Source organism: Peterkaempfera griseoplana (assembly GCF_001418575.1).
Taxonomy (GTDB): Bacteria; Actinomycetota; Actinomycetes; order Streptomycetales; family Streptomycetaceae; genus Peterkaempfera; species Peterkaempfera griseoplana.
The window spans coordinates 1-5783 of the sequence record NZ_LIQR01000678.1; the positions used below are offsets into that span (position 1 = coordinate 1).

A 5783-nucleotide genomic window follows, 5' to 3' on the forward strand; every position below is an offset into this window, starting at 1 on the left:
GTGGGTGCGCTGCTGGCCGCGCTGCTGACCGCGACCGTGGCGGGGGTGCTGGTCGTCCTGGTGGGCAGCGTGCGGCGGGAGGACATCCTGGACGACCAGCGCAACGGGGCCGGGGTCCGCAATCTGCACCGGGTCGCCCTCGGCCTCTGCGTCGCCGCGGCGGTGTACGCGGGGTGGAGCCGCGCAGGCTGGACCTCGGCAGGTCTGCTGCCGGGCGCCGCCGTCCTGTTCACCGTGCTGGCCGCCGGTCAACTGGCCCTGGTCGCAGGGCTGGCGGCGGTCACCGCCGTCCTCGTCGGGCGCCACCGCCGCTCCGCGGCTGCTCCGCCCGCGGCGCCGGACGGGCCGTCCGCGCCCGGGCCCCGTACGGCGACCGTGCCGGAGCAGGGGCGGTCCGCCGCCCCGGCCGTGGACCGTCCGGCGCCGGTCCCGGTGCCCACCGGGGAGAAGCCGGGCGCGCTGCACGCCCCCGGCTTCGGCGGCCCCGGCGGCCCCGCGCTGCGGGGCTTCGCCGGACCGGCCACCGCCATGCTGGCCTGCGGGGTCGGCGTGCTCTTCACCTCCGGCGCCGTGGTCTGGACCGCCGACTGGCTCAACCGGGGCGCCGGGCCCGGCCAGCACCACGGCACTCCTCCGCTGGCACCCCTGCTGCTCACCTGGCACGCCGTCTGTTTCCCGGTGGTGCTGCTGCTGATCGCCGTGCTGCTGCTGGCCGCCGGCGGCCGGATGCTGCTCCAGCAGCGCCGCCTCACCCCCCGGGTGGCCGCCGAGTACGGCGTCGATGCGCAGGAGGCCAGCCCGGAGCGGTCCGCCGCCATCGCCGGAGCACTGGCCAGGGCCCGGCTCACCGACTCCGGCCCGCCGCTGATCGGCGCACTGGCGCTGCTCGCCCTGCTGGCCTGCGCCGGTTCGCTGGCCGGAGCGCTGGTCACCCACCTCCCGCCGGCCGACGCGGCCGACGGCACCCCCACGGTGGTCTCCTACGCCACCGACACCGCCCAGGCCCTGGGCTCCTGGCTGATCGGCACCTCCGTGGTGACCCTGGTGACCCTCGGGCGGCGCGCCTACAAGGGGGCGGCCGCCCGCCGTACGGTCGGCATCCTGTGGGACATCGGCACCTTCTGGCCCCGCGCCGCGCACCCCTTCGCACCCCCCTGCTACGCGGAGCGGACCGTGCCCGACCTGGTGGCCTGCGTCGGCGCCTGGTGCGGCCGCGGGCGCGGCTCCCGGGTGGTGGTCTCCGCGCACTCCCAGGGCACGGTGATCGCCGCCGCCGCGCTGTGGCAGCTCCCCGAGGCGGTACGGCACCAGGTGAGCCTGCTGACCTACGGGTCGCCGCTGCGGCGGCTGTACGGCAGGTTCTTCCCCGCCTACATGGCCACCGAGGACCTGGTCAGGCTGCGCAGCCACGTCCCGGCCTGGCGCAATCTCTACCGCTGCACCGACCCCATCGGCGGCCCGGTGCAGGTGCCCGTGGCCGGGAGCGGGGAGCCGGTCGACGCGCCCCCGTTCACCGATCCGCTCTCCTACGGCCGCACCCCCGCCGACCCGCTGCCCACCCAGATCGACGGCCATCTGCGCTACCAGTCCAACCCGGCCTTCGCCGCGGAACGGGCCGCCCTGCTCGCGCGCCTGGGCTGACCCGCGCCGGGCGGGCCGCCCGTCACGGGTCAGCCCGGCAGGTCGGTGGGCAGCAGCAGCTGCAGCTCCTCCGTGGAGGGGTCCGCCAGCTGGGCCACCCGGACGGCGTGCCGCTCGACCATGGTCTCGAAGACCTGGCGGGCGGTCCGGCCGTTGCCGAACGAGGGCCCGCGGTCCAGCGCCGCGAAGTGGAGCAGCAGCGCCTCGGCGGTCTCCTCGGCGAGCCGGTACTCGTGCTCCGCGCACTGGGTGCGGGTGATCTGCAGCAGCTCCTCCGCGGAGTAGTCGGGGAAGGTGACGGTACGTGAGAAACGTGACGCCACACCGGGGTTGGAGTCCAGGAAGCGCTCCATCTCGGCGGTGTACCCGGCCACGATCACCACCACCTCGTCGCGGTGGTCCTCCATCAGCTTCACCAGGGTGTCGATGGCCTCCCGCCCGAAGTCCCGGGCACCGTCGGCCGGGGCCAGCGCATAGGCCTCGTCGATGAAGAGCACACCGCCGCGGGCCCGGTCGAAGGCCTCCGAGGTGCGCAGCGCGGTGGAGCCGATGTGCTCGCCCACCAGGTCGACCCGGGCGACCTCCACCAGATGGCCGCGCTGCAGCACCCCGAGGGCGGCCAGGATCTCCCCGTAGAGGCGGGCGACGGTGGTCTTGCCCGTGCCGGGGGAGCCGGTGAAGACCAGATGGCGGCGGAGCGAGGGGGCCTTGAGCCCCGCCTGCTGCCGCCGGCGGCCCACCGAGATCAGGTCGATCAGGGTGCGGACCTCCTGCTTCACCGTGTCCAGACCGATCAGCGCGTCCAGGTCGGCCAGCGCCTCGTCGGCGTCCCGGTGGCCGCCGCCCGGCGCCGCGGCGGAGAACGCCGGCGCGGACGCGGCGGAGTCGACCAGCGGAGCGGAGGCGCTGCGGGGCAGGCCGCCCCCGGGATGCGCCCCGCCGCCCGGCGGAGCGCCGCCGCCCAGGATGCCGCCCGCGCCCACCGCGTGCTCGATCACCGAGGGGCGGACCGCGCCGGTCCCGGCGCCGGCGGTCAGCGGTCTGAGGTCGTCGCTGCTGCAGGCCTCCAGCACCGGTCCCGGCTCGGAGAACTCAAAGCCGCCCCGGGCGTTCTGCTCGGCCCGGCAGCGGGTGAGGACCGTACGGCAGCCGTCGATCACATGGAAGCCGTAGCCCTTGCCGTGGGAGACCCGGCAGTCCTCGAAGGCGCCCACACCGCCGGCCGAGACATAGACCGCCGCGTCCGCGCTGCCGCGCACCGTGCAGGACCGCAGCAGCGGGTCGGCACCCCGCGCGATGATCACCCCGGTGGAGACGTCGGCGATGTCGCACCCGTCCAGCGTGCCGCCGCTGCCCTGGTCGCGGAACCAGAGGCCGGTGCCGGCGTCCTGGATGCGGCAGCGGTCCAGCCGCACCGTGGCGCCGCCGCTCACGGAGACCGCCGAGCTGCGGATCTGCGAGAGCGAGCAGTCCACGGCCTCGGCGTGGGACTCCCGGTCCAGCACGAAGAGGGCGTCGGGCACATCGTGCAGCCGGCAGTCGGTGAACGACACCCGGGCGCCGTCGCTGACCCACACGGCCGGGTAGTCGCCGGTGGAGTCGTGGATCTCGCAGGAGGACGCCTCGGCGCGGGTGCCCGCGTCCCACACCGAGAGCCCGTTGCGGCCGAAGGACCGTATGGTGCTGCGCTCCAGGGTGAGCACCGAACGCCCGCGCAGATCGGCCCCGTTCTCCGGGACGTCGTGGATGCGGGTGCCGTCGAGGGCGAGCACCGCCGCGCTGTCCAGGGTGAGGCCGTTGCCGGTGACCCGGTGCACCTCGCAGTCGGTGAGCCGGCCGGCCGCCCGTGCCTCGGCCTGCACCCCGGTGCCGTTGACCTCGTAGATCTCGCACTCCACCGCCTCGGCGGTGGTGCCCTCGCCGGTGAGCAGCAGCCCCGCACCGGCGGAGTGGTGGACGCGGCTGCGCTCCAGCCGTACGGTGGCGCCCTCCAGCACCGCCACCCCGGCCTGCCCGCAGGGGCCCACCTCGCACTCCTCGAAGGCCGCGGCGGCCGCGTCGCGGACCCGGACGCCCAGCCCGCCGGGGTTCTCCACGGTGCAGCCGCGCACGGTGGGACGGGCTCCGCCGCGTACCTCGATGCCCACCGCGGCGACGGTTCTGATGCGGCATCCGCCGATCTCGGCGGCGGCCGCGGGTCCGTCGACCAGCACGGCGGCCGACGAGGTGTCCTGGCCCTCCAGGACCAGCCCCTGGACGGTGGCCGCGGCCAGCACGGTCAGCGCCGGGCCGCCGGCGGGCTCGATGCGCACCGAGCCCAGCGGCCCGGACGCCACCAGGGACAGCGGCTTGTCCAGCACGAGGTTCTCCCGGAACGTCCCGGGCCGCAGGGTCAGGGTGTCACCCGGCTCGGCGGCGGCGACCGCCTCCGCCAGGGTCTCGTACTCACCCGCCCGGCGCCGCCAGCGGGAGCCCCCGTCCTGCGTGACTCGGACCCTGTGCTCTCCCATAGCGGAACGCGTCCCCACCTCTCGTCCGGCCGTGCTGCAGCGGCGCCCCCGGGGACGGCCGAGGGCGGAGCCGTTGCCCAACCGTAGCGCCTCGGAGGTGATCACCCGTGTCCGGTCGGCCCAACTCACGCCCGGCCGGGTCGCCTGTCGGGCAGTGGGCGCGGGACCTCCTCCAGCACCGTCACCGGGTCGCCCACCCGCAGGGTGCCGAGGACGTCGCCGGTCCGTCCGGCCGGGCGCTCCGGCACCAGGTTCTGCCCGAAGACCAGGCGTTTGCCGAACCGGCGGTGGCGGGCCAGGGCGCGCAGCGGCTCCGGGCCCCGGGCGATCCCCGTCTCCTGGTCGGTGGTCGTGACGACACACCGGGAGCAGGGCTTGACCACCCGCAGGACCATCTCGCCCACCTGGATCCGCCGCCAGCCGTCCTCCGCCCAGGCGGTGCTGCCGTCGATCACCAGATTGGGCCGGAAACGTTCTATGGGCAGCGCGGCGCCGGCGACCGGGTCGCCGGGGTGGTCGGCGGCGATCAGGTCGTTGAGGGCGTTCAGCGAGGCGGTGGTGGCCAGCAGCAGCGGAAAGCCGTCGGCCAGCGAGACCGTGGTGCCGGGCGCGTAGTCGGGGTCGGCCGCGCGCCGCGAGGGATCGTCCAGGTGCACCAGCCGCACGTCGGTGCCGAGCAGCGCGGAGAACCAGAGGTGGGCGGCCTCGGCCGCCTCGGCGGCCTTGAAGGTGCTCGCCCACACGGAGACCGCGACGGCCGGGTCGCCGCGCTCCAGCGACGGCGGAGCGATCTGCAGCGGTTCGGCGCCCGGGGCGGTGGCCAGCAGTCCGCCGTCGGGCTGCGGCCGGAGGTGGACCAGGGCCAGGCCGGGAAGGTCCCGCTGGCTGAGGAAGCGGCCCGAGGGGTCGGTCAGCATCCAGCGCCGGTCCCCAGTCAGCCCCCAGGGTTCGACCGGCGCGGCGGCGGGGCTCAGCCGGTGGGCGGATTTGAGGGGGTAGATGTGCAGGGCGCTGAGGTAGGGCATGGGGACATCGTCTCAGGTGCCCGCGGTGCTCCGGCGGGCGTGCTCGGGCCCGCCGTGTGTGGGGGACCGGAGTGCGGGGGCAGGCGGGCCTGACCGGTGCGGCGGCGGGCGGCCGCCGGACGGCGGCCGGGTATGCGACCGGGCCGATCGGGAGATCCCGATCGGCCCGGTGACGACCCTCCTCCCGGCCCGGCGAGGGGCGGGAGGGTCCCTGACTCCTCCTCCCGGCGCGCTGCCGCGCCGGGTCGTACGACGGGTGTGCGGCCGGCGAGGTGGCGCCGGCCCGGTGGGTCAGAACCCCTGGAAACCGCCGCGGGGGTACTGCTGCTGGTCGCCGTACTGGTTGGGCGCGGCCGGACGCTGCGGCATCGGCCGCACCGGCGCCACGGGGGCGACCGGGGCCATCGGCGCGGTGGCCGGGCGCAGCCCGTTACCGCCGAAGCTCTGGCCGGGGCCCGGGTAGCCGTAGCCCGGCTGGGCGGGGACGCCCTGCGGCATCGACGGCATGCCGTGCGGCGGGGTGCCCTGCTGCGGGGCGGCCATCCGCTGGCCCGGCAGGTACGGCTGGGGGGCGCCGTACTGGGGGGCCTGCGGTGCCGCGTACTGC

At 76.3% G+C, this 5783-nt stretch carries 2 protein-coding genes and 2 pseudogenes; 1 reads left to right on the top strand and 3 read right to left on the bottom strand.

Annotated elements, in window-relative coordinates; translation table 11 throughout:
- Positions 1–1641: pseudogene (locus tag AOK09_RS35235) on the top strand (hypothetical protein); the annotation flags it as partial.
- A gap of 29 nt (positions 1642–1670) precedes the next feature.
- On the opposite strand, the gene AOK09_RS35240 reads toward AOK09_RS35235, so the two are convergent.
- The 3 genes and pseudogenes from AOK09_RS35240 to AOK09_RS41210 form a co-directional block, all read right to left on the bottom strand.
- Entirely contained in the window at positions 1671–4151 is a 2481-nt protein-coding gene (locus AOK09_RS35240; RefSeq protein ID WP_055591265.1) for a right-handed parallel beta-helix repeat-containing protein, read from the bottom strand.
- A 125-nt stretch (positions 4152–4276) separates the two neighbouring features.
- Positions 4277–5176 carry an MOSC domain-containing protein gene (locus AOK09_RS35245; protein ID WP_055591266.1) on the bottom strand — a complete coding sequence of 300 codons (900 nt, stop codon included), beginning with the start codon at positions 5174–5176 and terminating at the stop codon, positions 4277–4279.
- Between the two features lie 291 nt (positions 5177–5467).
- Positions 5468–5783 (bottom strand): annotated as a pseudogene (locus AOK09_RS41210) (hypothetical protein); the annotation flags it as partial.